The organism is Thermosynechococcus sp. PKX82, from assembly GCF_031583255.1.
In the GTDB taxonomy this organism is placed as follows: Bacteria; Cyanobacteriota; Cyanobacteriia; order Thermosynechococcales; family Thermosynechococcaceae; genus Thermosynechococcus.
This window is the reverse complement of record NZ_CP134169.1, coordinates 1,385,138-1,409,259: the sequence shown is the minus strand read 5'-3', so window position 1 is coordinate 1,409,259 and position 24,122 is coordinate 1,385,138. Positions and strand designations below refer to the sequence as shown.

The 24,122-nt window shown below is 53.7% G+C and carries 27 protein-coding genes and 1 tRNA gene; 20 read left to right on the top strand and 8 right to left on the bottom strand.

What is annotated here, in order from left to right; translation table 11 throughout:
- Positions 1–93 precede the first annotated feature (93 nt).
- Both trpS and RHH53_RS06915 read left to right on the top strand, forming a co-directional pair.
- On the top strand, positions 94–1,101 hold the full coding sequence (gene trpS, locus RHH53_RS06920) for a tryptophan--tRNA ligase (RefSeq protein ID WP_310743576.1): 1,008 nt from the start codon (positions 94–96) through the stop codon (positions 1,099–1,101).
- A complete protein-coding gene (locus RHH53_RS06915; protein WP_302677876.1) occupies positions 1,098–2,339 on the top strand; it encodes a zinc ribbon domain-containing protein in 1,242 nt (413 codons plus the stop codon). Before trpS ends, RHH53_RS06915 begins: the two co-directional genes overlap by 4 nt.
- Here the strand turns inward: RHH53_RS06915 and RHH53_RS06910 are convergent.
- Positions 2,336–2,953 carry a hypothetical protein gene (locus RHH53_RS06910; protein ID WP_302676378.1) on the bottom strand — a complete coding sequence of 206 codons (618 nt, stop codon included), beginning with the start codon at positions 2,951–2,953 and terminating at the stop codon, positions 2,336–2,338. The two genes, RHH53_RS06915 and RHH53_RS06910, sit on opposite strands and share 4 nt — an antisense overlap.
- A 538-nt stretch (positions 2,954–3,491) precedes the next feature.
- Between RHH53_RS06910 and RHH53_RS06905 the strand changes: the two genes are divergently transcribed.
- The 6 genes from RHH53_RS06905 (at position 3,492) to RHH53_RS06880 (ending at position 8,106) form a co-directional block, all read left to right on the top strand.
- A complete protein-coding gene (locus tag RHH53_RS06905; protein ID WP_310743575.1) occupies positions 3,492–5,615 on the top strand; it encodes an EAL domain-containing protein in 2,124 nt (707 codons plus the stop codon).
- A 157-nt stretch (positions 5,616–5,772) separates the two neighbouring features.
- A complete protein-coding gene (locus tag RHH53_RS06900; RefSeq protein WP_206199522.1) occupies positions 5,773–6,012 on the top strand; it encodes a hypothetical protein in 240 nt (79 codons plus the stop codon).
- A gap of 3 nt (positions 6,013–6,015) precedes the next feature.
- Entirely contained in the window at positions 6,016–6,732 is a 717-nt protein-coding gene (locus tag RHH53_RS06895) for an ABC transporter ATP-binding protein (RefSeq protein ID WP_310743574.1), read from the top strand.
- A gap of 18 nt (positions 6,733–6,750) precedes the next feature.
- Positions 6,751–6,823 (top strand) — tRNA-Arg (locus RHH53_RS06890).
- Between the two features lie 19 nt (positions 6,824–6,842).
- The gene (locus RHH53_RS06885) at positions 6,843–7,352 is read left to right on the top strand and encodes a hypothetical protein (protein WP_310742801.1); all 510 of its coding nucleotides are present in this window, start codon (positions 6,843–6,845) and stop codon (positions 7,350–7,352) included.
- Positions 7,353–7,392: 40 nt separating this feature from the next.
- On the top strand, positions 7,393–8,106 hold the full coding sequence (locus RHH53_RS06880) for a DUF4079 domain-containing protein (protein WP_206199519.1): 714 nt from the start codon (positions 7,393–7,395) through the stop codon (positions 8,104–8,106).
- On the opposite strand, the gene RHH53_RS06875 is transcribed toward RHH53_RS06880, so the two are convergent.
- The 3 genes from RHH53_RS06875 to RHH53_RS06865 are packed head-to-tail and all read right to left on the bottom strand — an operon-like array spanning position 8,103 to position 11,406.
- Positions 8,103–8,708 (bottom strand): heme-copper oxidase subunit III, encoded by a 606-nt coding sequence (locus tag RHH53_RS06875; RefSeq protein WP_206199518.1) that lies wholly within the window; start codon positions 8,706–8,708, stop codon positions 8,103–8,105. The genes RHH53_RS06880 and RHH53_RS06875 overlap by 4 nt on opposite strands.
- 19 nt (positions 8,709–8,727) lie before the next feature.
- Positions 8,728–10,386, bottom strand: coding sequence for a cytochrome c oxidase subunit I (ctaD, locus tag RHH53_RS06870; RefSeq protein ID WP_302676383.1), 1,659 nt, complete (start codon positions 10,384–10,386; stop codon positions 8,728–8,730).
- A gap of 33 nt (positions 10,387–10,419) precedes the next feature.
- Entirely contained in the window at positions 10,420–11,406 is a 987-nt protein-coding gene (locus RHH53_RS06865) for a cytochrome c oxidase subunit II (RefSeq protein WP_310438328.1), read from the bottom strand.
- Between the two features lie 275 nt (positions 11,407–11,681).
- On the opposite strand from RHH53_RS06865, the gene RHH53_RS06860 reads away from it, so the two are divergent.
- From RHH53_RS06860 to RHH53_RS06820, 9 genes are all read left to right on the top strand, one after another.
- Complete coding sequence (locus RHH53_RS06860; protein ID WP_310743573.1) at positions 11,682–12,596, top strand: phosphodiester glycosidase family protein; 915 nt, start codon at positions 11,682–11,684, stop codon at positions 12,594–12,596.
- Positions 12,597–12,657: 61 nt separating this feature from the next.
- A complete protein-coding gene (locus tag RHH53_RS06855) occupies positions 12,658–12,810 on the top strand; it encodes a photosystem II reaction center X protein (RefSeq protein WP_149818106.1) in 153 nt (50 codons plus the stop codon).
- 103 nt (positions 12,811–12,913) lie between these two features.
- Entirely contained in the window at positions 12,914–13,756 is an 843-nt protein-coding gene (locus RHH53_RS06850) for a Ycf66 family protein (protein WP_302677870.1), read from the top strand.
- Positions 13,757–13,789: 33 nt separating this feature from the next.
- Positions 13,790–14,578: a nuclear transport factor 2 family protein gene (locus RHH53_RS06845; RefSeq protein ID WP_225901512.1), complete on the top strand. Its 789-nt coding sequence runs from the start codon at positions 13,790–13,792 to the stop codon at positions 14,576–14,578.
- Positions 14,575–15,363 (top strand): septum site-determining protein MinC, encoded by a 789-nt coding sequence (gene minC, locus RHH53_RS06840; protein WP_206199513.1) that lies wholly within the window; start codon positions 14,575–14,577, stop codon positions 15,361–15,363. The genes RHH53_RS06845 and minC overlap by 4 nt, the downstream gene beginning before the upstream one ends.
- A gap of 38 nt (positions 15,364–15,401) precedes the next feature.
- Positions 15,402–16,205, top strand: a complete 804-nt coding sequence (gene minD, locus RHH53_RS06835) for a septum site-determining protein MinD (protein ID WP_206199512.1) — start codon at positions 15,402–15,404, stop codon at positions 16,203–16,205.
- Complete coding sequence (gene minE / locus RHH53_RS06830) at positions 16,202–16,522, top strand: cell division topological specificity factor MinE (RefSeq protein WP_206199511.1); 321 nt, start codon at positions 16,202–16,204, stop codon at positions 16,520–16,522. Before minD ends, minE begins: the two co-directional genes overlap by 4 nt.
- A complete protein-coding gene (gene cruG / locus RHH53_RS06825) occupies positions 16,519–17,727 on the top strand; it encodes a 2'-O-glycosyltransferase CruG (RefSeq protein WP_310438331.1) in 1,209 nt (402 codons plus the stop codon). The genes minE and cruG overlap by 4 nt, the downstream gene beginning before the upstream one ends.
- Before the next feature lie 47 nt (positions 17,728–17,774).
- Positions 17,775–18,998, top strand: a complete 1,224-nt coding sequence (locus RHH53_RS06820) for a methionine gamma-lyase family protein (RefSeq protein WP_302677868.1) — start codon at positions 17,775–17,777, stop codon at positions 18,996–18,998.
- Here the strand turns inward: RHH53_RS06820 and RHH53_RS06815 are convergent.
- On the bottom strand, positions 18,986–20,269 hold the full coding sequence (locus RHH53_RS06815; RefSeq protein WP_206199509.1) for a glycosyltransferase: 1,284 nt from the start codon (positions 20,267–20,269) through the stop codon (positions 18,986–18,988). The genes RHH53_RS06820 and RHH53_RS06815 overlap by 13 nt on opposite strands.
- Before the next feature lie 75 nt (positions 20,270–20,344).
- Here RHH53_RS06815 and RHH53_RS06810 point away from each other — a divergent pair, with 75 nt between their 5' ends.
- Positions 20,345–20,641 carry a hypothetical protein gene (locus RHH53_RS06810; protein WP_310438333.1) on the top strand — a complete coding sequence of 99 codons (297 nt, stop codon included), beginning with the start codon at positions 20,345–20,347 and terminating at the stop codon, positions 20,639–20,641.
- Here the strand turns inward: RHH53_RS06810 and RHH53_RS06805 are convergent.
- Positions 20,638–21,066 carry a hypothetical protein gene (locus RHH53_RS06805; protein ID WP_206199508.1) on the bottom strand — a complete coding sequence of 143 codons (429 nt, stop codon included), beginning with the start codon at positions 21,064–21,066 and terminating at the stop codon, positions 20,638–20,640. The genes RHH53_RS06810 and RHH53_RS06805 overlap by 4 nt on opposite strands.
- Positions 21,067–21,099: 33 nt before the next feature.
- Positions 21,100–21,432, bottom strand: coding sequence for a DUF760 domain-containing protein (locus tag RHH53_RS06800; protein ID WP_206199507.1), 333 nt, complete (start codon positions 21,430–21,432; stop codon positions 21,100–21,102).
- A 138-nt stretch (positions 21,433–21,570) separates the two neighbouring features.
- On the opposite strand from RHH53_RS06800, the gene ebsA reads away from it, so the two are divergent.
- Positions 21,571–21,945, top strand: a complete 375-nt coding sequence (ebsA, locus tag RHH53_RS06795) for a type IV pilus biogenesis protein EbsA (RefSeq protein WP_206199506.1) — start codon at positions 21,571–21,573, stop codon at positions 21,943–21,945.
- Positions 21,946–21,990: 45 nt separating this feature from the next.
- Entirely contained in the window at positions 21,991–23,058 is a 1,068-nt protein-coding gene (locus RHH53_RS06790; protein WP_310438334.1) for a phosphotransacetylase family protein, read from the top strand.
- On the opposite strand, the gene RHH53_RS06785 is transcribed toward RHH53_RS06790, so the two are convergent.
- On the bottom strand, positions 23,055–24,122 hold the full coding sequence (locus RHH53_RS06785) for an esterase-like activity of phytase family protein (RefSeq protein ID WP_310742796.1): 1,068 nt from the start codon (positions 24,120–24,122) through the stop codon (positions 23,055–23,057). The genes RHH53_RS06790 and RHH53_RS06785 overlap by 4 nt on opposite strands.

Below are 24,122 nucleotides of genomic sequence, written 5' to 3'. Positions count from 1 at the left end.
TGCCATGGGATAGGGGCTTTCATCGTTTAAGCCGTGTTCCATCCATAGGAAAAGGGCTGTAGCATAGTAGGAACACAATTAGAGGAGGTTGGGGTGACCAAAAAACGGGTGCTTTCGGGAGTCCAGCCCACAGGTAGCTTGCACTTGGGGAATTATCTCGGAGCCATTCGCAACTGGGTGGCGGGGCAAGCCGAGTATGAAAACTACTTTTGTGTGGTGGATTTACATGCCATTACCGTCCCCCACAATCCCGCAGAACTGGCGGCTAATACCTATACTGTTGCTGCTCTGTACTTGGCCTGTGGCATTGACCCAGCCCACGCCACCATCTTTGTCCAATCCCACGTCAGCGCCCATGCCGAACTCACTTGGTTACTGAACTGCATTACCCCCCTCAACTGGCTGGAGGACATGATTCAATTCAAGGAAAAAGCCGTCAAGCAGGGGGAAAACGTGGCGGCAGGACTACTCGACTATCCTGTGCTCATGGCCGCGGATATTTTGCTCTACGATGCCGATCTGGTTCCTGTGGGGGAAGATCAAAAGCAACACTTGGAACTGACCCGCGATATTGCCGCTCGTGTGAACTACCTCTTTGCCCGCAATCAGCCGCCAATTCTCAAGCTACCGGAACCCTTGATTGCCAAGGCGGGAGCACGGGTGATGAGTCTCACCGACGGCACCAAGAAAATGTCGAAGTCGGATCCCTCGGAACTGAGTCGCATTAACCTTTTGGACTCGCCGGATGAGGTTCGCAAGAAGATCAAGCGCTGCAAAACTGACCCGATTCGTGGCTTGACCTTTAACGATCCCGATCGCCCCGAAGCCAATAACCTGCTGAGTCTCTATCAAGTACTCACGGGAAAAACCAAAGAGGCAGTGGCAGCAGAATGTGCCGATATGGGCTGGGGACAGTTTAAGCCCCTCCTCACCGATGCGGTGATTGCTACCCTAGAACCGATTCAGCAGCGATACCAAGAGATTATGGCAGACCCCAGCTATCTCAAGGATTTGCTCAAAAAAGGCCAAGAACAGGCTGCCCGCGTGGCCAATGCAACCCTAGAGCGGGTAAAACTTGCCTTTGGGTTTACGCTGCCATGAATATCACAAGCGGGTTGAGGCGACTCTGGCGGGGATTTTGGCGGCGATCGCGCCTTGTCAATGACGAACCCCTGAATTGGGTCAGTCTCATTGTCATTATCTTGGTGGATATTTTTATCCTCATTAATGTCTTTAGTGGCCTCAGCGAAATTAGCAATTGGCCTTTGAGTCCCAGTCAAGCCCAGCCCTGTTATGCTCCTTGGCAAGCCTATCGCCAAGACACCGCTAGGGAGCGCGACATTCGTTTTCTAGAGCAGCAGATTAGCCTTGACCCCCCGCTCCAGACCGCTGTGGAGCGCCTACAGGAAAGCAGCAAGGGCAAACTGGGAACCATCTCCGCCATTTGCTTCACCTATGCAGAGTATCAAGATGCCGTCAACCGCCCTACCTATCGGGAGCGACTCCAGCAACGACAGCAGAAACAGGCACAAATTCAAACCCTCGAGGCCACCAATGCCCGCATTCGTCAAGAGTATGACTCGACACTATTAGAGCAGCTTGCGGGGCAACCCCCGGATCAATCGATCAACTTGGTGGAAGCCGCCAAGGCCAAAGCCACCCTTGAGGCCAACAACCGCCAAATTGCCGCTCTCAAAAATGAGATGGCGGCCCTTGAACAGGCGATTCTCCAAGAAGCCGATAGCCAAGCCTTCTTGAAATTTTTAGCCGAGGACGCCACCTTTGCCCAGCTTGAGAACCAATATCAGCGCTCTCAGTTTTGGTATCCCAGTCTCCAATTTGTTTTACAAGCCCTCTTTCTATTACCGCTGATTGCGATCGCCCTAGTGGTGCATCGTTTTGCCGATCGCCACCGCCATGGCCTGCTTGCCCTCATGAGTTGGCACCTACTGGTGATCCTCTTGATTCCTTTGGTGCTGAAGATTTTTGAACTATTGCAGGTGGGAGCCCTCTTTGAGTGGCTGGCTAATGTCATTCTTGCTCTCTTTGGCGGTCTGCTTTTTTTGGTCAGCTACCTCTATATCTTGCTGATTCCAGCGGTGGGGTTTGGCATGATTAAAGTGGCGCAAGCTCTTTTCCTCAATCCACAGCGACAGGCGGCAGGGCGAGTCCAAAAACTCCGCTGTGTCCGTTGTGGCAAACGACTGCGGGATCTCGATCAGCACTGTCCCCACTGTGGTTATTTGCAGTGGATGCCCTGTCCCAATTGTCAGCAGCCCACCTATCGCCACTTACCCTATTGTCGGCATTGCGGTGCATCGACCCGTTCTTCTGGCTAGTCCTTGCTGGGGCGGTTGAGCCAGTCGGCACACTCACGCTGTAGCCCCTGCAATGTCATATTGGGTACCCGCTCAGCAGCAAAAGCCTCGGCCTCAATTGGAATGTCTTCGGGGTTATAGCCACTCTTGCGGTAGAGATCCGCAACGATACCGGGGCTGACGCGAATGCCCACGGGCACCAAGGAATCCAAATCTCGTTTGGCGGCAAAGCAGGCTTGAACGACGTGCCAGCCCTCGTGGCGCAGCGTTTCGATAAAAATTGGCCAATGGGCAAGGGCGCGGGGACGCAAGATCAAGCGATCGCGACTAAAACTATAGGAGCCGTAATTATCATCTTGGCGTTGACGGATATAGAGGGTCGTGCCCGTACGCAAAATGGTGCGAATCAACTGATAGGCTTCCACCTCAGCACTGTTTTGCAGCCGAAAACGGGCAGGATCGCGGCGCGGATAATAAACCAGATCAAAGAGAAGCTGAATATCCTCATCGGAACCGTCAATGGGGATCAAATCCCGCTGGGCGAGACCCGGGGATGGGGAAACTACAAGGGCGATCGCCAGCGTCAATGTCGATAAAGAAACCCGCAGCCAGCTTTGAAGTTGTTTTTGCAGCACAATGATCAACCCCCTGCCTTTGGGGAATGCTGCTCCTAACCTAGCAATTTTGATAGCAGTCTAAACGTGTTCTCTATCACGATCTCACAGCGATCCCCACCCCTTTTCACAGTGACGAGATCACGGTCAGAAAAACCTCAAAACCGCTCTTTGAGGGATGAAGCGCCATCGCTGCTCCAATAGTTTAGAAAAGGGCTGTATGATGGACTTAGGAAGAAGCAACAAATAATATTCCTTGATAAGTTTTTGTATAGTTTGTGATTTTAATGTGTTGAATGATGACTTAGCAATGATTGAGAAACTCCTTGTTTTATCCGCTGTTGATGACTGCCCTTTAGAATCACTAGCGACCCTTGAAGTCGTCGCAGAAGACTCTGCGCAAAAATATCCTCAAAAAAAATGCTTATTGCCATCCATCAACATATTACTGATCGAAAACATCCCCCAATCGGGTGAAATTTTATATCCCCATCTCGCCGAGATTGATTACATTTGCTATCAAGTTCACACCTGTCCGTATTCTCATTTAACCCCTGGGGTGGTTGCTCAGGCCAAGCCCAATCTCCTTGTCCTCATTGCTCAAGGGGATCACGTTCTTAAAGCAGTGCAAACACTCCAGCAACGCTATCCACACTTACCCTTAGTTGTGATTGATCCCAGCGATCGTCCGGATCTGGCCACGCAGATCCTCCACAGTGGTGCTCAGGACTACTTGAGCTTTCAGGAACTCAGCCCCAACTTGCTGGCGCGCAGTATCCGCCATGCCATCGATCGCCATCAGGTGGAACAGCAACTCCTGCGCCAAGCCCAGTACGATCGCCTGCTGGTACAAATTACCCAGCACATTCACCAATCCCTTGATCTGGCCACGATTCTCGAAGCTGCCGTCAAGGATGTGCGAGAACTCTTGGGCTGCGATCGCGTGCTCATTTATCGCTTCCTCGAGGATTGGCGCGGCATTATGGACGTTGAAGCGGTGATCCCTCCTTGGTTGTCAGCTCTTGGGGATGTCGTGGGGGATTCCTGCTTTACGGAACGCTATGTAGAGGCCTACAAACGCGGTCGCATTCATGTCGTGCACAATTTAGACACCGCCCCTCTCGTTCCCTGCTATCGCGATTTGCTGGCGCACTATCAGGTTAAGGCTAATCTAGTGGTACCGATTATTGTCGAAGGGCGGCTGTGGGGGTTGCTCATCTGTCATCAATGCGCCCATCCCCGCGACTGGCAAGACAGTGAAATTGAACTGATTAAGCAAATTTCGACCCAGTTGGCGATCGCCATCCTGCAGGCAGAACTCTATCAAAAGGCGCAAGCGGAAATTCAAGAGCGCAAAGCAATCGAAGCCCAACTCCTCTACCAAGCCCGCCATGACCGCCTCACCCATTTACCCAATCGCTGGTTCTTTGAGGAACAGTTGCGCCTTACCCTCAGCTATGCAGCCGAGCACCCCAAGTACCACTATGCTGTTCTCTGCTTGGATATCGATCGCTTCAAGACCCTCAATGACAGTCTGGGACATGGCACAGGGGATTTATTCCTCCAAGCCTTTGCTCAGCGGCTGACGCGTTGTGTGAGTCCTCAGGACGTAGTGGCACGTCTAGGGGGAGATGAATTTGCGGTCTTGCTCAATGATATTGAGGGGATAGAACATGCCCAAGCCATTGCCCACCAACTGCAGGATCGCCTCAACCATCCCTTTGAAATCGATCACTACACCCTGTACAGCACGGTGAGTATCGGTCTTGTGATGGGTAACCCCCATTACACCAGTAGTGAGGAACTGCTGCGGGATGCTGACATGGCCATGTACCACGCTAAAACCAAGGGACACAATCGCATTGATGTCTTTGATCCTGTGATGCTGCAACAGGTGCGCGATCGCCTGTACTTAGAAGTGGAACTGCGGCAAGCGATTGAACGGGGGGACTTTGTCCTCCACTATCAGCCCATCGTCAAGCTCCGGAGCCAATCTCTCAAAGGTTTTGAGGCACTCCTGCGCTGGCAAAAGGGGGATACGCTGATTTCCCCCAAAGTTTTTATTCCCGTCGCTGAAGAAACGGGGCTGATTTTTGAACTCTCCCGCTGGGTCTTGCACAATGCCTGTGAACAGTTGCAGCAGTGGCAACAGCGTTATCCCAAGCTTCAGTCCGTGGGCTTTACGATGAGCATCAATCTGTCCGCCAATCAATTTTCTTTGCCCACCCTTGTAGCTGAGATTCAACAAACCCTTGAGCATTACCATTTAGCAGGGCACTTTCTAAAGATAGAAATTACTGAAAGTACCTTGATGCAGCACTTAGATTCTGCCCGCGAAATTCTTGCCGAGCTGAAGGCGATGGGGGTGCGCATTAACATTGATGACTTTGGCACTGGGTATTCCTCCCTGAGCTATTTACGCAATCTGCCTCTCGATGGCATTAAAATTGACCGCTCCTTCATTTCCCAAATAGATCGCAGCCAAGAAGATCTGGAGGTGGTTCACACGATTTTGGTGCTGGCGCGCAACCTCCACCTCGATTGCATCGCCGAGGGCATTGAAAACACAACTCAACTGCAACTGTTGCGATCGCTGCGCTGTCCCTCTGGCCAAGGCTATCTTTTTGCCCCACCGCTGACTACGGACAAGGCTGAGGTGTATCTACAGGAACACATCCTTTAACAACACCAGCACCTTCAAGTCAAGTTCAATCGAAAAATGAATAACAAATTGACTTGCCATCATTGCCCAAGGGAAAGAAAACAAAAGTCCGCGCCACCACTAGCAATGGGTGTGCCGATAGGATTTAGGATAGTGGCAGTGCTCTTGGATTTCTCAGATGGCCAGCTTATTTGACCAAAACTTTCGCTATACCGATCGCGCCCGCGCCATCTTCAAAGAACTGCAACGCAACCTCCATCCTATCTATATGGAGCTACTGGAAGAAGGGTTCTTTTCTCGGGAAATTAGCGCCCTCGTCACCAGTGCTGCTGCCCAAACCGAAAATGCCGCTATTGCTGAATGGGAAGAGGCGCGGGGTAGCTCCCCCAATACGGAGGAATCACAGACCACGGCCTAGGGGATGACTTCTCAAGCGCGCATCTTGGAAATTGAGTCCCTGAGTGTCCACTACGGTGGCATTTGCGCTCTGCGCGAGGTGAGTCTGGCCATTGCAGCCGGCGAGTGCATTACCCTTGTGGGTGCCAATGGTGCTGGCAAAACCACCCTGCTGCGTGCCATCTCTAGACTCGTTCCCAGTAAAGGTACCATTCGCTTTGCCGGTCAATCGATTGCAGGGCGATCGCCCCATGAATTAGTGAGCCTGGGCATTGCCCATTGTCCAGAGGGGCGTCAGGTTCTCGCCCGCCAAACCGTACGCGACAATCTTCTTCTCGGTGCCTACTGTCGTCGAGATGAGGCGCAGATTGCACAAGACCTCGAAGAACAACTCAAGCGCTTTCCTAGACTACGGGAGCGGCAATACCAACTGGCGGGAACCCTCAGTGGCGGTGAGCAACAAATGCTGGCGATCGCCCGTGCCCTGATGAGTCGTCCTCGCTTACTGCTCCTTGATGAACCCAGTTTAGGCTTAGCGCCCAATTTAGTGCGGGAAATTTTTGCCATCTTGGCACAACTGCGGCAACAGGGGATGACAATGCTACTGGTCGAGCAAAATGCTTACCTAGCCTTACAATTGGGCGATCGCGGTTATGTGCTTGAAGCGGGTCAAGTGACCCTCAGCGGTCGTGCAGCAGATCTCCTGAATGATCCACGGGTTCAGCAAGCCTACCTTGGTTAATGCTATGATGAGAAAGCTGGACGTGTGGCTCAGTGGATAGAGCATCAGATTCCGGTTCTGAGGGTCGGGGGTTCGAATCCCTCCACGTCCGTTAATCAAGCATCAGCATCATGACTGAACCCGTTACCCGTTCCGAATTGAGCCAAGTTTTAGATGCTATCCAAGGGATGCAGGCCGATATGCAGTCAATGCAGGCTGCCATCCAAGCCATGGATAAAAAGCTGGATATTCACATCGCCACGAGTAACGAGAAATTCCAAAGGCTTGAGGACAAAATTGATACTGTCGAGGCCAAACTTGAACAGCGTATCAATGCTGTGGAGGCTAAGCTAGAGCAGCGCATCAACGCCGTCGAAGCCAAACTGGAGCAGCGCATCAATGCTGTCGAAGCTAAGCTGGAGCAACAGATGAAGGCCGTGGAGGCCAAACTGGAGCAGCGTATCAATTCCATAGAAGTACAGTTAGGGCAGCGGATTGATACGGTAGAGTCCACCTTGCAGGATATTTCTAAGCGACAAGCGGGCACAGATGCCCGGCTTTGGGGATTCCTAGTGACCTTGTTGGTGGCCACAGTTGGCTTACTGACAACAGTGCTGTTCTTTGATTTGCCCCGCCCCTAGATTCGTTACCCTAAAACTGGCCTTATCATTCTTAGCCAGTATGTTTCTCAACCTCAAAGACATCATTTTGCTGTTGCATCCCATCTTGGCCTGCACATTTGTCTTTCCGGTCATTGGTATCACCACATTCTTTGCTCTGCAAACGCGGCAGCGTCGTCTCAAAGACACCACCATCCCACCCACAGTGGGCACCCTGCATGTCAAATTGGGCAATCTTTTAGCAGCCGGCGTGGTTGGCATCACATTGGTGGCCTTGGCCTATTCAGTGGTGTTTGGATTTCAGGGCTTCTTGATGCAGGCGGAGAATCAGACACTGCAACCGCTCTCTGTTGTCCTCGTGGCACTGATGTTTGTTGTCACCATTGCAGCAACGGCGCTGCTGTATCGTGCTCAATCGAAGCTATGGCGTGCTGTTTTTGCCACCCTCTCAGGGATGGGGGTGACCATTCTAGCTTTTCAACCGGGGGTCTTTCGCCGTGATGACGAGTGGTGGGTTTCCCACTTTTACTTTGGCTTGGCGGCGGTGATGCTGATGATTTTTTCTGTGGCCATTGTGCGGGAGATTTACCAAGATCGATCGCTCAGGTGGCGGCGGATTCACATTGGCTTGAATTCCCTTGCCCTTGTTCTTTTTCTTTTGCAGGGAATTACGGGTACCCGTGACCTCTTGGAAATTCCCTTGAGTTGGCAAGCACCTGTGGTCTATCAGTGCAACTTTGATCCGCGATCGCCCCAATTCAAGACCTGCCCCTAAAAGCGAGTCAGGATATACAGCAGGGTGAAGAGGATAATCCAGATCACATCCACAAAGTGCCAGTAGATCTCTGCCATGGTGACCCCCGTATGCTTGTGGGCACTGTAATGGCCGGGACGGCGCGATCGCCAGATCACCCCCAAAATCAGCAAAATCCCCACAAAGACATGGAGGCCATGGAAGCCCGTCATCACATAAAAGCAGTTGGCAAAGACATTGGTGCGCAGGCCGTAGCCGAGGGTGAGGTACTCATAAACTTGACCGCCCAAGAACACTGCCCCCATGGCCGCCGTGATCCAGTACCATTGGCGCATGCCGCGAACGTCATCCTTTTTGATGGCAACATCGCCGTAGTGGATGACAAAGCTACTGGAAATAAGGATGATGGTGTTGATGGTGGGCACAAGAAGTTCCACCTCAGTGCCTTCGGGCGGCCATTGCTCATTCATGCCCCGCAGAAGTAAATAGGCCGCAAAGAGGCCACCAAACATTAGGGATTCAGAAATCAAAAAGACCAGCAACCCTAAAACCCGAAAATCAGGGTGCTCATGGGCATGATCAACGGCTATGGCCGTCGCTTGAGAGTCAACAGTACCTTGCATGGCTTGCTCCTAAAGCGTCCTACTCTTCCTCGTCCTCATCCTCATCAGTGCTTTCCTTGCGCTGCTCAATGCCGTAGTCGTAGGGACCTTTGGTGACCACAGGCAGCACTTCCCAGTTTTCAATCAGCGGCGGTGAACTGGTCGTCCACTCTAAGCTGAGACCGCCCCAAGGGTTATCGCCGGCAATTTTGCCCTTATTCCAGCTCCAAATGATGTTAATCAGGAAAGGAATAATTGAGAAAGCTAGGACAAAGGCACCAATCGTACAGATGAGATTAATTGGCTCAAACTGGGGATCATACATGGCCACGCGGCGGGGCATCCCTTTAAGACCCAACTCATGCATCGGCAAAAAGGTCAAGTTCGTGCCAATAAAGGTCAGCACAAAGTGGAGAATCCCTAAGCGCTCATCGAGGAGCCGTCCTGTCATTTTGGGGAACCAGTGGTAAATCCCCGCATAGAGACCAAACACGGAGCCCCCAAAGAGGACATAGTGGAAATGTGCCACCACATAGTAGGTGTCGTGGACGTGAATATCCACGGGGGCAGTCCCCAAGGTCACACCACTGAGGCCACCAAGGACAAACATCGACAGTAGGCCAATGGCAAAGAGCATGGCACTGTTGAGGCGAATCTTGCCCCCCCAGAGGGTGGCGACCCAACTAAAGATTTTTACTCCTGTCGGCACCGCCACAATCAGTGTCGAAATCGTGAAGAACATCCGCATCCAAGGGGGCGTACCACTGGTGAACATATGGTGTACCCAGACAAAGAGACCCACGCAGCAGATGGCCAAACTGGAGTAGGCGATCGCCTGATAGCCAAAGATGGGCTTACGGGCATGAACCGGGATCACCTCAGACATAATGCCAAAGATCGGCAAAATCATCAGGTACACCGCCGGGTGAGAGTAAAACCAGAAAAGGTGCTGGTAAATGACAACGTTCCCACCGGCATCGGGTTTGTAAAACGAGGTGCCAAAGTTAATATCAAACAGCAGCAAAATCAGCCCCGCCGCCAGCACGGGCGTTGACACTAGAGCCAGCAGAGAGGTGGCTAGCATGGCCCAGCAAAAGAGGGGCAATTGATCCCAGCGCATACTAGGCACTTTCATCTTCCAGATGGTAACGATGAAATTCACCGATCCCATGATCGAGGAGGTACCCACAAGGACGATCGCCAGAATCCACATACTCTGGGCAGTAGTGGCCGTGATCGTACTCAAGGGCGGATAGGAGGTCCAACCCGCTTGGGCACCGCCAAACAGGAAACTGGCCAAGAGTAATGCCCCCGCCGGCGGGTTCAGCCAAAAGGCTAAGGCATTCAAGCGGGGAAAGGCCATGTCCCGCGCCCCAATCATCAGGGGCACCAAGTAATTGCCAAAGCCACCAATGGCCGCTGGCACCACCCAAAAGAAAATCATAATGGTGCCGTGGTTGGTCATGAAAGCATTGTAGAGATTGGGATTGAGAAAATCTGAATCTGCCGTTGCCAGCTCCGTGCGCATGGCCACCGCCATCAGTCCGCCAATCAAGTAAAAGATAAAGGCGGTGACCAAATATTGAATGCCAATTACCTTGTGATCAACATTAAAGGTGAAATAGTCGTACCACTTCCACGCCTTGGGATGCTCAGGGAGCGACAAGGGGGTATCTAGCGGCAGTTGTGCTTGCGCCATAACTCTCTCAAGAATGCAACAGTAGGAAGAAAACTAAAGCTTTGACGGAGAATGGTGGTGGGTCATTGCTTCTACTTGCGCCACTAATTGGGGGGTGACGCCCATCTCCTCGACATGGCGATCGCTCAGGGAGGGGATCACGGGAGTCGTTGCGATCGCTTGGTTTTGACTACGCCACGCTTCAAAATCCTCTGGAGTATGCACGATCACCTGCGTGCGCATGGCACCGTGGTAGCCACCACAGAGTTCAGCACAGACGACGGGGTATGTCCCGACCTTGGTAGCCTTAAAGCGCAGTTCAGTGGGCACACCCGGAATCGCATCCTGCTTCAAGCGAAACTGCGGCACCCAAAAGGAATGGATCACATCCCGTGCGGAGAGGTTCAATTGGACATCCTTGCCCACTGGGATATGCAATTCGCCGGAGACAATGCCACTGTCGGGGTAGGTGAAAATCCATGCATACTGCATACCCGCCACATCCACCACTACGTCTGGGGCTTTGCCTTGAACATCGGGGCTGGCACCAATGCCAATTTCAGGGGTTGGCGCTGCTGCTAAAAGGGCAGTTGCATCGCTGGTGGTTTTTGAGGGGGCTTCGGCAACAACCGCCACTGCTGGTTTAGGGGTGTGCATGGAGTGCAGAGCATGATCCCCCGGATTCAGTCCCCCCATGCGCTGGAAAATATCCACGCTGTAGATACCAAGGAAAATCACAATCAGGGCAGGAATGGCCGTCCAGAAGGCCTCTAGGGGTAAGTTGCCCTCTATGGGTAGGCCATCCCCTTCCTCACCGGCACGGCGGCGATAGCGAATCACAAAGAGGATGATCGCACCCTGTACCACCAAAAAGAGAGCGGTACCAATTGTGAGCATAATGTCAAAGAAGTTATCCACCAAGGGAGCCTGCTCAGAGGCCTGTTCCGGCAGGAGGCCATGGTGATGACCAACCCAGAAGCTAATCAGGGTAACAACAATGCCAGCGGTGAGTGTCCAAATTGAAGCGGGTATTTGTTCCATGGTGCCAAAGCGTCCAGAAAATCCCACCCTGATCCTAGGCAGATTCCCCAAGGATGTGGGTTAAAAGAACCTAAAGATTTATGTTGATTTATTCACTATCCTTAAAGCAGCTTGGGGACAGAATCATCTGTTTTTGCGTCCTAGGTTAGAGATAGCCCACCGAAACTGAAGGCTGTGCTGGAGGAAAATAGATGCTGAGTGTGTTGCCTTGGGTTGGCCTCTCATTAGCCACTCTTCAGTACTCGACCCATAGAGTGGATCAAACGCAGGTATATATGGTGGCTGCGCCGATGGCGGATTATCGGGTGGTCATGACAGAACCTGCCCCCAATGGCCAAGATACCTATTTAGAAACGACAGCGGCTTTTGCGCGGCGGACGGGAGCTGTGGCAGCGATGAATACGAATTTCTTCCGCTGGTTAAATGCGAATTCCCTGCGTTCCTTTCAGGACTATCAGAAATGGGTTATGGGGGAATTAAAGCCTGAGGGTATTGACTATGGGGCACTACGGCAGACCTGCTTAAGCGGTCGAGGCACGATTCCAGCGGGGGTTCTCGGAGCCTACATCGTGAATGGTCAGGTGGTGCGTCCCTATGAGGGGGGCTATTTAGCGATTGTGCATTTCCCGGCTCAAGGGGGGATGGAGTTTTACCGAGGCAGCTTACCTGCGCAGCCGTTTCATGTGGTGAGTGGCTCGCAGCAGCTTTTAGAGGGCGGCAGGAAGCTACCTGTGGATGACAGCGATCGCACTTCTCCTAAGGCGATTCTCGGCAGACGGGGCAATGAATATATTTTCGTCGTCAGCGATGGGCGGGGCAATGGTGGTTCGCCGGGGGTCTCCTTTGGGCAGCTTCAGGCGTTTTTACTGGAGCAGGGCGTCACTGATGCAACGGCGGTGGATGGTGGCGAATCGACGACGTTGGTGGTGCAGGGACAAGTAAAAAATCATCCCCGCGATCGCTATTGCGAACTGGCGCGTTGGCTACCCGCTCCCACCCTCACGTTTATTCCTCCTAGAGAAGAGGCTCGCGAAGCGGCGATGGCCATGGGGCGATCGCTCAGACCGGTCGGGGCAAATATCGGCTTAGTCCCACGAGAGCAACCCCGAGGCGTCCTTTCCTTTGCGTTTTGGGAACGCCTTCAGCAGCGGCTACTGACGCGACTCCGAGCTTGGCGACACTGGGTCTAATAGCAGCGAAGCCAGATTTTGTTAAAATCCTAGTGTTCACTTTGACCTGCAAGCAACAGCCATGATTCATTCTGCGTACCCTCTACTGTTGACCATTACCCCTTCTCTTAAAGGTTTCTTTATTGGGCTATTGTCCGGCGCGGTGGTGCTGGGTTTAACCTTCGCTGCTTTGATCACCATTAGTCAAATTGATAAAGTGCAGCGTTCTTCATAGGCAGCCAAGCAGCTGGTGGGCTTTGCAATCATCGCTAAAATAGAGTCATGGCCATAGCGCTGTGACTCTGTGTTTTATTTTGCCCCTTCAATCAACCGGTTAAATGACGTATCTTTCCTTTTCCCCCCTCCTTGGTCAAATTGTTAATGTCGGGCTTGGGCCTGCTGGTATTTTGGGCATTGGCCTAGCGGTTGCGGGGGCGCTCCTCTATTTTCTGCGCTCGATTCAGCCAGAGTTAGCGCGAGATCACGATATTTTCTTCGCCGCAGTGGCTCTTCTGTGCGGTGGGATTCTCTTTTTCCAAGGGTGGCGCCTCGATCCAATTCTGCTGTTTGGCCAGTTTCTACTAACAGGCACCGCTGCCTTTTTTGCCTACGAGAGTATTCGGCTACGACGGGTGGCCACTGAGCAGGCGCGGCGAAATACCCCGATTGTGGATGAAGAGCGACCCGTGAGCCGTAGCTACACCTATCGAGCGGAGCTGGAGGAACTCGAGCCCTACGAGGATGAAGAGGAAGAGGAGGAGGATTACCCACCCCTGCGGCGAATTCGGGGTAGTCGTGAGGTGTCGCGATCGCGCTATGAAGACGAGGATGTAGAGGATGCCCCCCCGGTCGGACGTTTACCCTCGCGCCGCAGTAGCCCACCCCCTAGCCGCCCCAGTGTTCGGCGTCCCCCTTCAAGGCGTCCGCGACCGACCCCACCACCGGCAGATGAGATTGTCGATGAACCCTATCGTCCACCAACACCGACAACCCGCCGGCCAACCCGCCGACCGCCGCCGCCGATTACGGAAACTGCGGAAGTGAGCGATCGCCCTGTGCGACGGCGACCCCCCCGCCCCCGTCCGGAAGGCACAACGGATGGCAGTGAGTATGTGCCCTATCAACCCTTGGATCGTCCTCCCACTGACGAGCAAGATAACTCCGCCAATTTTGATGAATAGACCTTAATGGCAAACGAGTCGCAAAGGCAGTGAATGATGCGTCGCTCTTTTTTGGTTTCAGTTCTTGGCTTGGCAGTGATCTGTGGGGGGATACAGGAGCAGACTTGGGCGGCTCCCCTCGCGCAAGCCACTCCGGCTGCTCTGCCAGAATCGTTGCAATCCCTCCTTAACGGGTTGGATACAGCAGCCAGTCAAAAGAATCTAGAGGCAGTGCTAGCCTTTTATGACCCTGAGTTCAAAACAGGGGACGGCCTCACCCTTGAAATTTTGCGCAAACAACTGCCGACGTTTTGGCAACCCTACCGTGACATCCGCTACCGCACGACGGTGAACCGTTGGCAACAGCAGGGAAATGAGTGGATTCTAGAGATTAGTACAACCATTGAAGGAGCCGGCGGCACGAGCGATCGCCCGCAAAACATTCGTGGCAACCTGCAAGCCACCCAAGTCATCCGCAACGGCAAAATCATCCGCCAAGACATTACCAGCGAAAAAACTACGATCACGATTGGTGCGACACCGCCTACGGTGCAATTCTCCCTCCCCCAAGCCGTGCGTGCGGGTGAAGAATTTAGCCTTGATGCGATTGTGCAAGAACCCATTGGCAATGCCATTCTCCTCGGCGCCGCCAGCGATCAGCCCATCAACGCCCAAACCTACGCCAATCCTAGCCCCGTCAAATTGGAACTCCTCTCTGCGGGCGGGATTTTTAAGGTGGGACGTGCGCCTCAAGAAGCCGGTAATCGCTGGGTCTCTGTGGCCTTAATTCGCGATACGGGCATGGTTCTGATTACACAGCGACTGCGAGTGGAAAAACCATGAGTGAGTCTGAGTCAACCCCCGTAGAGGAACCTGCTGAAAGCCCTGCGGTAACTCTTGAGGTGGAGCAAAGCACACCCATTGTCAGCGGCCTTGCTTTAGAACACTGTGGAGGGCGCTACCGACTCACGTTGCCGGCCGATTTAGACTGGATTGACCTGTGGCCGCAGTTGCAACTTTACCTTGTCGGTCAAGAACACCTCTGGTCAGAGACCTTACCCGTAGATTGTGCCTGCGGACAGCGGCTTTTAGATCAGTCACAGCTTCAACAGTTGGCCGAGGCTCTCAGCGAGCATCAGTTGCGACTGGACAAGATTATTACCGAACGCCGCCAGACGGCGATCGCTGCCGCTACCCTTGGCTACAGTGTCCAGCAGGGGGAACTGCCACCCTTAATTGCAAAAGAGACTGAGGGGGACTCAGACCCCATGGCCAACCCCCTTTACTTGAAAACAACCCTGCGATCAGGCATGGAAATTCACCATGACGCCACTGTGGTGATTGTTGGCGATGTCAATGCAGGAGCCAGTATCATTGCTGCCGGCGATATTATCGTCTGGGGGCGATTACGCGGTATCGCCCACGCCGGTGCCAAGGGCAATCGGGGGGCACGGATTATGACCCTTGAAATGGCAGCCACACAGTTACGGATTGCTGATCTGTTGGCACGTACCCCAGAGCCGCCAAACCCGCCTTATCCAGAGGTGGCCTACGCCACAGACCAAGGGATTCAGATTGCCCCCGCCGATACTTGGGGGCGAGCCTTCGCCGTATCCGAGGCACCTTGAGATAATCTATTCTAGTAAGCCAATTCCTAGGGAGTTCAATGGGGCGCACGATTGTCATTACCTCGGGCAAAGGGGGCGTGGGGAAAACAACCGCCAGTGCCAATATTGGTGTGGCTTTGGCCAAATTGGGGCGATCGGTGGTGCTCATTGACGCCGACTTTGGCTTGCGCAACCTTGACCTACTACTCGGCTTGGAAAATCGCGTGGTTTACACCGCCATTGATGTGCTGACCGGGCAGTGTCGCTTGGATCAAGCCCTTGTGCGCGATAAACGCCTGAATAGGCTGGTGTTGCTGCCCGCAGCCCAAAGCCGCAATAAGGATGCCATTACCCCAGAACAGATGCGACAGTTGGCCTCAGCCCTGAGCAAGCACTATGATTACGTGCTCATTGATTGTCCAGCGGGGATCGAGGCGGGATTTCGCAATGCCATTGCCCCTGCGCAGGAAGCCTTGGTGGTGACCACGCCAGAAATTGCCGCTGTACGGGATGCCGATCGCGTGATTGGCCTGCTGGAGGCCTACCGCATTCGCAATAGCCATCTCATTTTGAATCGCTTACGCCCAGCAATGGTGGCTGCCAACGATATGATGTCCGTCGAAGATGTCCAAGAAATTCTCTCGATTCCCCTGATTGGCATTGTCCCCGAGGATGAGAAGGTGATTGTTTCCACCAACAAAGGGGAACCCTTGGTCTTGGCAGAGTCGCTGTCCCTAGCGGGGCAGGCCTTTATGAATATTGCCCGTCGCTTGGAGGGGGAAAAGGTTGAGTTTCTTGATTTAGAGGCGGCAAGCGGTGGACTCTTTGGTCGCATTCGACGCTTGTTTGGGGCAAAGGGATGATCAGTGAACTTTTAGAGCGGCTGTTTACCCGTACTCCCCCCAGTCGCACCACTGCCAAGGAGCGTTTAAAGTTAGTTCTTGCCCACGATCGCACGGCCCTGACACCGCAAATTTTGGACAATCTGCGGCGCGATATTTTAGAGGTGGTCTCCCGCTATGTGGAGCTAGAAACGGAGGGGCTAGCGGTTTCCCTAGAGTCGGATCAGCGGACAACGGCTTTGATTGCCAATTTACCGATTAAACGGCTGAAACTGTCTCCAGAGGATGTTCCGCCCCCCGAAAATTCGCCAGCAGAGGACGAGGCAGAAGAAAATTGAGTACCGTTGCAGTTGGCATAGCAGCGATCGCCAGCGCCGCGATCCTGGCACAGGCACCTTGGGCGGCTGTTTTAATCGCCCGTTTAGGATCAGGTTGGCGACGACCGACTCCCTTAACCCCCCAGCCCTCCCGCCCAGAGAACTTAGCCAAAGTCTCAATTGTTGTCCCCACCCTCAATGAGGCACAGCGGTTGCAACCCTGTTTAGAGGGCTTAATGCGTCAAGGCTATGAGGTGCGGGAAATTCTGATTGTTGATAGTCATTCCCAAGATGGCACGGCTGAAATCGTGCACGCGGCACAACACCGCGATCCGCGTCTGCGACTGGAGTTTGATCCCCCCTTACCGCCGGGGTGGGTGGGGCGGCCTTGGGCTTTACATACGGGCTTTTGTCGTGCCCATCCCGATAGTGAGTGGATTTTGGGCATTGATGCGGATACCCAACCGCAACCCGGCCTTGTAGCTAGTCTTTTGGCGACAGCAGAGCAGGAGCAACTGGATCTGATTTCTCTCTCGCCTCGCTTTATCCTCAAGACCGGCGGTGAATGGTGGCTGCAACCGGCGTTGCTCTTGACGCTGATCTACCGCTTTGGCGCAGCGCGCGCTGTGGAAACTCAGCCGGAGCGGATTCTGGCCAATGGTCAGTGCCTACTCATTCGGCGATCGCGCCTCGAGGCAATGGGCGGCTACCAAGTTGCCGCTTCCTCCTTTTGTGATGATGTAACGTTAGTGCGGGCGGCAGCAGCTAGGGGAGCACGGGTGGCCTTTCGCGATGGCTCCAAGGTGCTCAAGGTGCGGATGTATGAGGGCATGGCGGAGACATGGCGAGAATGGGGGCGATCGCTGGATCTCAAGGATGCCACCCCAGCCGCCCAGCTCTGGGGCGATGCCTATTTCCTCTGGGCAGTACAGGGATTACCGTTGCCCCTGTTGATTTTGGGCTTGATGGCACTGGCAATGACTACTCCCACCCTTCCTTTAGAGATGGCGACACTGCTCAATGGCTTGCTGGTGCTGATCCGCTGCGGCATGACACTGGCGATCGCCCCTGTCTATGATTGGCAGACGGGTCAAGGGCACTGGCTCTTTTGGCTGTCTCCCCTTGCGGATCCCCTCGCCGCCCTGCGAATTACCCTCTCCTCTTGGCAACGCCCTAAGCAGTGGCGAGGACGCATTTATCCTGCCAAGACTCAGACTTTGGTTTAAGTCTTTATCTTTATGACACTTGCCGTTGCTCAATGATTAGTCTCGACGTGAAAACTCCACTTGTAACTGCTGCCCAAGAGGCACTTGCCCCAACGTTTAACGAAATTGATGGCCGCGTTAAGGAAAATTTGGATCGGGTTCTAGGGGCGTTTCGGCAGCAGCGGCTGGGGGTGCATCACTTCAGTAGCATGACGGGCTATGGTCATGGCGACCTAGGGCGTGAGGTGCTGGATCGCGTTTTTGCGCAGGTGATGGGGGCTGAGGCGGCCTTGGTGCGGGTGCAATTTGTTTCTGGTACCCACGCGATTGCCACCGCCCTGTTTGGTGTGCTCCGCCCTGGGGATGAACTGATTTCCCTTGCGGGTGCCCCCTACGACACCCTAGAAGAGGTGATTGGCCTGCGGGGTCGCGGCCAAGGTTCCCTCAAGGACTTTGGGATTCACTATCGCCAGATTCCCCTCCTGAGTACGGGCGAACCGGATTGGGGGGCGATCGCCACCTGTGTTCAACCTCAAACCCGCATGGTGCTCATTCAACGCTCCTGTGGCTATACATGGCGGCCGAGCCTCAGCCTTGAGGACATTGGCAAAATGATCCAACTGATCAAGGGGCAAAATCCCAATGTGGTTTGTTTTGTGGATAATTGCTACGGCGAATTTGTCGAGACCCAAGAGCCGCCCCATGTTGGCGCCGATTTGATTGCGGGTTCTCTGATTAAAAATCCCGGCGGCACGATCGCCACCGCGGGGGGCTACTTAGCAGGACGCGCTGATCTCATTGAGCAAGCCAGTTATCGCCTTACGGCACCGGGGATTGGCCACGAAGGGGGTGCCACATTTGATCAACATCGTCTGCTCTTTCAAGGGCTGTTCTTAGCACCGCAAATGGTCGGCGAAGCCCTCAAGTGCGCCCATCTCTTGGCCTATGTCTTTGACCAATTGGGTTATCCCGTCAACCCCGCCCCCCTTGCCCCCCGCCGCGATGTCATTCAAGCGATCCAATTGGGCAGTCCTGAAAAGCTGATTGCCTTTTGCCGTACGTTGCAACGTTACTCCCCGGTGGGTTCCTATCTTGATCCTGTACCTGCGCCCATGCCCGGCTATGCCGATGATCTAGTGATGGCTGGGGGCACGTTTATTGACGGCAGCACGTCGGAACTGTCTGCCGATGGCCCTTTGCGTCCACCCTATATTGTCTTTTGTCAGGGGGGAACCCACTGGACCCATATGGCCTTGATTTTAGAGGCTCTCCTAGAGGATCAGGCTTTTTGAGGCCAGCCGTAGGCTTGGGCAACCGCTTCCCATTGGCACAAAATGCTCTGCTCAAAGGCGTCCTGCCACGTGGGGCACGTTGCTTGGGTGATCTGGTGTGCCTGTGTTCCCATCCGCTGGCGATAGGGGGCATCATCTAACAGCGGGGTAATGGCGGCTGCCCAATCTTGGGGGTCGCGACTGTAAACCACCACCCCATCCTCCCCTGAGGTTTGGACATATTTGCGCCCGCCATCAAACCCAGAAATGACGACGGGTAATCCTGCCGCCCGTGCTTCCACCACCACATTGGGCCCTGTTTCCGACTCTGAGGGAAAGACGAATAGATCACTGCTGGCATAAATTGCCCCTAATTTTTCTTGGGGTACCTTGCCTGTGAGGGTGACGCGATCGCCCAAAAGGTCTTTGACAAGGGTAGCCTGTGCCCCTTCGCCAACAATCAACACATGGAATGCCTTTCCTTGATTGGTTAACACTTGAGCTGCCTGCGCCAACAGGAGCACATTTTTACTGGCATCTACCCGACCGACAAAAAGCGCGATCGGCACCTCTGGCAGGTGATACTCCTCCCGTAGCCATTGGGGATTGCGAAATCGCGGATGAAAGCGATCGCGATCGATGCCCCGCTGAAACCACGCCACCCGCTCAGGGGGCAAAAACGTGAGCAGCCAATCGGCATCCTGCTGCCGCGAGACCAAGACGCGATCGCTAGCACGCATAAAACCCGCTAATTTACGTTCGGCTCGGTAACCAAACCACTGATCCACTTGTAATTTCTCCAGCCATAGCCACCGCCAAAATTCTCGCCCCCAACTGCGGCCACTCATGCGCCAAATAATTTCCCGCGAATAGGTGCGGGTCAATAAGGGCAAATCCGTGTGAATCGAACTGAGGAGAGGACGATGGTACTGGCGACAAAAGCGGCGCACCGTTTGAGCAAAGCTAAAAGTATCCGTAATGTGAAACACCTGATGTTGGGGTAAATAACGGCGCAATCCCCAATGCAAGGGAGCTACATCGGTCACGCCTGCCCCTTGGCGCATAATTTCCAGTGAGTGCGTGCTGAACTGGGGCGGTAGCAATTGGTAGCGAACATTGGCTGCTACCTCTAGGGTTTGCTGTTTGGCACCAAGGAAGTAAATGGTCAGGTCAACGCGGTCTGGGTAGTGGCTGGCAGCTGCCGCAAAACGTTCCCAACATTTGACGTGTCCCCCGGCATTGGGTTGCCATTCTAGGCAAATAAAGACAGCAACAGATAGTGGTTGTGGCAATCCAGACTCCTCAAGGTTGCGTTTTGCTAAAGATTAACTGAATATCGCATTTAGAGTCATTCACAGTGAGCAATAATGGGCTACCGTAATCGCGCGATCGCCATTCTCTTAGCCTTGGCCGGCATCTTTCTCCCCGGACTCCATAAGTTTTATTTGCGCCAACCCCTGTGGGGTGGCGTTTACCTCATGCTGGGGCTACTCTTTTCGACGGTGCCCTACGGTTCTCTGGGTAGCATTGCTCGCATTGCCTGTGTGATTGAGGCCGTGTGGTATTTGTTTCAGGGAGCCGATGCCTTTGATGTCACCTTCAATCCTGAGATTAGTGCCGTCGTTCCGAAGCTCCCTGCGTCTCGTCTTGAGGAAGCGAATTAATACCGCCAGTAGCGACGACCCTGCCAAAAAATCCCCACGGCTGTGCCAATCAGGAACACCTCTGTGAGTGGAAAAAATAGGGGGCGCAGTCCCAAGGTACCGCTAAAAAAGCTCAAGAACACACTGGCCATTAGGACACACAGAAATAACGCCCAGAGGGTGCCGCTATAGATCGGCGCTGGGTTAAACCACACCTCCAAAGAGATCACTGCCACCATTCCAAGGCCAATGCTCAGACCAAGGCGGACTAACAGACCCAAAGGAGGCTGAAGTAGGATGATCAACGCCTCGCCGACAGATGCGACGGCACCGGCAATATAGTAAAGCCCCGTATCAAACAGCGCTGCAAGCAAAGCAACGAGAAGACCTGTGGGCACCAGCGATCGCCAAGGCAGTGCCTTAAACTGTTGCCAAGGATCGGACACAAGCAAGACTCACAATAAGTATGTGGGTAGACCCTAGGGCATAGGTAAATCGCCGAGGCTCATTTCCAGTTCCATGCGCTGTTCTATCTGGCGCAGAAAATACCCCGTCATCATGGCTGAGGCCAATAATCCCGCAAGATTGTCGCGATCGGTGGCAATTTGGACATTAAAATCCTCGGAGGGAAGGCCGCCCACGAGACCTTGGACATTCTGGCTGATAATTTGGCGAATTTCTGGACTGACGGAACGGGCAATACGGGTCAAAACTTCTGGCGATTGGCTTTGCAGGTACTTCAGGAGCAGATTGGGCTGCCCATCATCCGTAGAAGACTGGTAGAAATTAGCGTTTCCGGGATCAAAAACCATAGGCAGTGCTCGTTAGTTATGTTAACTATATGTTACCAAACCGAAATGCGCTACTAGAGCGAAGACTCCCGTGCTACCTGCTCTACCTGTAGAATAGACCTCAGCACTCGGTGAGACTGAATACACAAGGATTCTTGCATGACCGCCCTCGATCAGCTTCAGCCTGCCAACCCCCGGGAAGTCAATATCTTTGCCCCCTATATGCGTGCTGAGAAACGTCCGCTGCTGCCCTTGGGCATCGCCCTCTACCGTTTGGGGAAGTTGGAGGGACAACGGGGGATTGAAGGCGGTAACAATGTTGATTTTATTGCCACATGGACAATCGCCAATTTGCCGGCGGATTTATCCCGTTGTACGGTGACCTTTGATAATTCGCCTGATCTCCAGTACGAAATGTCCATCACCACGTTTGAACTGGTGGATCATCTCATTGATGTAATTATTAACTATAAAAAACATCGTATTGCCGATTTTTCAAAAGCGTTTTATCGTAAGCTGTTACGGCTTGACTAAGGATAGCGTGTTCAGGGTTGGGGTTGTGGGAGGAGTAACTAAACGGTGGCGAAGCATTTATTAATTGGTTCCATTGTGCCCTATAGCGGTAAGTCGGCAACGGTTTTAGGCTTGGCCAAGCTCTGTCGCGATCGCCATCTGCGCATTGCCTATGGTAAGCCCTTGGGCACCTACCAACCCGCTACCGAGAGTGAAGACACTGAAGCCGATGTCAGTTTTTTACAGCAAACCCTTAACCTAGAGAATGTGCGGCCGACATTGCTCACGCTGACGCCAGAAGTGATCAAGGCACGGCTGATGGGCACAGATCAGCAGGATTATCGCCAAGCCCTAGCAGCCTATCACACTATCAATAGTGAAGACTTGGTGCTTCTCGAAGGGCCAGCCACATTAGCCGAGGGGCGGCTGTTTGATTTGGGGTTAGCTCAGATGGCAGCGGTGTTGGATGCACCCATTTTACTGGTGGTGCGCTACGAGTCCCCCTTGGTGGTGGAATCGCTCCTCCTCGCCAAGTCGGAATTGGGCGATCGCCTATTGGGGGTGATCATCAACGATATTCCCCAACCCGAGGCCCAACCCTTGCCTGCCATTCGCCACTATCTGGAGACCCATCAGATCCCCGTTTTTGGGATGTTGCCCCGCAGTCAGCTGCTGCGCAGTGTCAGTGTCAGGGAATTGGTACGCCAGTTAAATGCCGAAGTTTTGTGCCGCCCGGATCGCTTGGATTTGCTGGTAGAAGAACTCACCATTGGGGCAATGAACGTCAGTGCTGCCTTGAAGTATTTCCGTAAAGCAAACAATATGGCGGTGATTACCGGGGGCGATCGCACCGATATTCAATGGGCGGCCTTGGAGACCTCCACCCACTGTCTGATCCTCACGGGGCATTTGCCGCCTTCCCCTGCGATTCTTGCCCGTGCCGAAGAGTTGGAAATTCCCATTCTCTCGGTGGACTTAGACACCCTAACAGCCGTGGAAATTGTGGATCGTGCCTTTGGTCAGGTGCGCCTCCATGAAATCGCTAAAGTCAAATGCGTCGAACAAATGATGCAGGAGCATGTGGAGGGCGATCGCCTGTTAGCACAACTGGGACTCTTGACCGTTGAGGCCTAGCGCTGGAAGGTTAAGGCAAAAATCAGGACTTGGGTCGGCGTCTTGCCATCAAAGTTGTTGTCGCCAATGATGTAGAGCGATCGCGCCCCATCGGCCAAGGGGGGACCCAAGCTCATCCCCTCCAAATTGGTCAAGGGAATCCCCAGCGTCTTGAAATCCAAAATCAGCCGTTTCTGCACAGGGCGGAGAGTGCGCAGATCAACCGGTAACGTGGCCATGCCAAGGGTATCTGTCGCCCCTGCCAAGGATACTTCAAAGAGCTTGATGCCATGCCCTGCTCCCGGACTATAGGTGCGCTCCAAGCTCAGAAAATGGCCACCATTGTCAAGGGCAAGTAGCTCCACGAGGCCATTAAACACGGCCTCTGAGGGTTCCAAGGGATAGAGATGCTCCGCCACCAACACAGGGGCAACATCCCCCCGCAGGTAATGGAGCAGGCGGCAGTAAATGGGGATATTGGGGCGGACATCTTGGGCAAGGGCCGATTCAACGCCGACAAACAGGCGATCGCCCGCCGGCGAAAGCGTCAGTGCCTCAAAACCGAGATTATTGCGAATGCCCTGCTGACCATTGGCGAGATAGTACTTGGGCATAGGGAGAGCTGCAATGGTTCGTCCATTCGCGCGCTCAAACTCTTTGATCCAAGGGGGGCTAGCCGTGGCCGTTACCCCTTCACTGCTAATTACAAGGTGCCCCTCAGGCGTCAGCGCAATCCCCTCAGTGTCGGCAGTGTTGGGCGGATACACCTCACCATTAGGCTGCTGGAGAAAGGTTACGTCCTTGGGGGTAATGGTTTCGGGAGTGATTTCGAGGGTGTAAAACCGAGGTTGCTGGCGATCGTCACTAATGGCATAGAACTGCTGTTGACGCGGATCGTAGATCAAACCCGACAGCCCCCCCACCTCGGTATTCTGCCACTGGCTGCCAACGGCTAATTGCACTTCGCCACGAAATTCCACCCCGACATTCAGAAACAGGCGCTCCTCTGCTCGCACTTGAGGCAGGGCACATCCCCACAGGAAGCCAAGGAGCAGAATTGCCGTTAGCAGGTGTCGCCAGGGCAT